Here is a 2366-nt window from a genome sequence, read left to right on the forward strand (position 1 = left end):
CGCTAGAGATAGCTTAGTGCCTTCGGGAACTCTGAGACAGGTGCTGCATGGCTGTCGTCAGCTCGTGTTGTGAAATGTTGGGTTAAGTCCCGCAACGAGCGCAACCCTTATCCTTGTTTGCCAGCACATAATGGTGGGAACTCCAGGGAGACTGCCGGTGATAAACCGGAGGAAGGTGGGGACGACGTCAAGTCATCATGGCCCTTACGAGTAGGGCTACACACGTGCTACAATGGCGTATACAGAGGGCTGCAAACTAGCGATAGTAAGCGAATCCCACAAAGTACGTCGTAGTCCGGATTGGAGTCTGCAACTCGACTCCATGAAGTCGGAATCGCTAGTAATCGTGAATCAGAATGTCACGGTGAATACGTTCCCGGGCCTTGTACACACCGCCCGTCACACCATGGGAGTGGGCTGCACCAGAAGTAGATAGCTTAACCTTCGGGAGGGCGTTTACCACGGTGTGGTTCATGACTGGGGTGAAGTCGTAACAAGGTAGCCCTAGGGGAACCTGGGGCTGGATCACCTCCTTACCTAAAGACTTATGCTGTTTTATGCAGTGTCCACACAGATTGCTTGGTCGAAATGTAAAAGAGCCGACGTAAGTTGCCCAACAACTTACGTTATGAACATTGTCCCGTTCGTCTAGAGGCCTAGGACACCGCCCTTTCACGGCGGTAACAGGGGTTCGACTCCCCTACGGGACGCCAATGGGTCGTTAGCTCAGTTGGTAGAGCAGTTGACTTTTAATCAATTGGTCGCAGGTTCGAATCCTGCACGACCCACCATTTCCTTTCCACGAAGGAAATATTATTTGCTTTCACTTTTTAAAGTGGAAATAAATAAGATACTATCGTGGGCGATTAGCTCAGTTGGGAGAGCACCTCCCTTACAAGGAGGGGGTCACTGGTTCGAGCCCGGTATCGCCCACCATCTTCTCTTCGGAGAACTTCTTTTGAAGTAAAATATTGGGGTTATAGCTCAGCTGGGAGAGCGCCTGCCTTGCACGCAGGAGGTCTGCGGTTCGATCCCGCATAGCTCCACCAATGTCCCGTTCGTCTAGAGGCCTAGGACACCGCCCTTTCACGGCGGTAACAGGGGTTCGACTCCCCTACGGGACGCCACTTTTTAAACGTATTTCTCTTGTAATAAAGAGATTAAAGTACTTTTAAAAAGTGGACGTCGAAAGATAGACACATGCTCTTTAACAATCTGGAAAGCTGACTAGTAAATTCAATCGATAGATTGATTTTAAAAATGTTCTTCGAAAGAAGAACGAGTTCTCAAAACAACACACATTCAAGTGTCTTGATTTTGTTTTCACTTTTTAAAGTGAAGACAAATAAATGAGTCCGGCGAAAAACCAATGTTTAATATTTTCTTGATCGGATTATTAAACGCAAACCTTGGTTGTTTGAACATACAAGACCTCTTGGGGTTGTATGGTTAAGTGACTAAGCGTACACGGTGGATGCCTTGGCAGTCAGAGGCGATGAAGGACGTATTAACTTGCGATAAGCCCAGATTAGGCAGTAAAAGCCACTTGAGTCTGGGATTTCCGAATGGGGAAACCCACTTACATAAGTAAGTATCATTAACTGAATACATAGGTTAATGAAGCGAACCGGGGGAACTGAAACATCTAAGTACCCCGAGGAAGAGAAATCAACCGAGATTCCGGTAGTAGCGGCGAGCGAAACCGGATTAGCCCTTAAGTTAGTTCAGCGTTAGGTGAAGGTTCTGGAAAGTACCGCGATACAGGGTGATAGCCCCGTAACCAACAACGCTTTATTAGTGAAATCGAGTAGGACGGGACACGTGATATCCTGTTTGAACATGGGGGGACCATCCTCCAAGGCTAAATACTCCTGACTGACCGATAGTGAACCAGTACCGTGAGGGAAAGGCGAAAAGAACCCCTGTGAGGGGAGTGAAATAGAACCTGAAACCGTGTACGTACAAGCAGTAGGAGCCCACTTGTTGGGTGACTGCGTACCTTTTGTATAATGGGTCAGCGACTTAATTTTAGTAGCAAGGTTAACCGTTTAGGGGAGCCGTAGGGAAACCGAGTCTTAACTGGGCGTCATAGTTGCTAGGATTAGACCCGAAACCGAGTGATCTAGCCATGGGCAGGTTGAAGGTGAGGTAACACTTACTGGAGGACCGAACCGACTAATGTTGAAAAATTAGCGGATGACTTGTGGCTAGGGGTGAAAGGCCAATCAAACTCGGAGATAGCTGGTTCTCCCCGAAAGCTATTTAGGTAGCGCCTCGGACGAATACTACTGGGGGTAGAGCACTGTTAAGGCTAGGGGGTCATCCCGACTTACCAACCCTTTGCAAACTCCGAATACCAGTAAGTA

Annotated in this window: 5 tRNA genes and 2 rRNA genes; all 7 read left to right on the forward strand. The window is 48.1% G+C overall.

The features are described 5' to 3' along the window. Positions 1–536, forward strand: a 16S ribosomal RNA gene (locus PMAL9190_RS19700); the annotation flags it as partial. Positions 537–637: 101 nt separating this feature from the next. Beyond that, positions 638–713, forward strand: a tRNA-Glu gene (locus PMAL9190_RS19705). Positions 714–715: 2 nt separating this feature from the next. Continuing rightward, a tRNA-Lys gene (locus PMAL9190_RS19710) sits at positions 716–791 on the forward strand. Positions 792–860: 69 nt separating this feature from the next. Further along, a tRNA-Val gene (locus tag PMAL9190_RS19715) sits at positions 861–936 on the forward strand. A 37-nt stretch (positions 937–973) separates the two neighbouring features. Beyond that, positions 974–1049, forward strand: a tRNA-Ala gene (locus PMAL9190_RS19720). 2 nt (positions 1050–1051) lie between these two features. Continuing rightward, positions 1052–1127 (forward strand) — tRNA-Glu (locus PMAL9190_RS19725). Positions 1128–1447: 320 nt separating this feature from the next. Continuing rightward, a 23S ribosomal RNA gene (locus PMAL9190_RS19730) occupies positions 1448–2366 on the forward strand; the annotation flags it as partial.

Origin of the sequence: Photobacterium malacitanum (assembly GCF_900185615.1) — a bacterium.
Lineage (GTDB): Bacteria > Pseudomonadota > Gammaproteobacteria > Enterobacterales > Vibrionaceae > Photobacterium > Photobacterium malacitanum.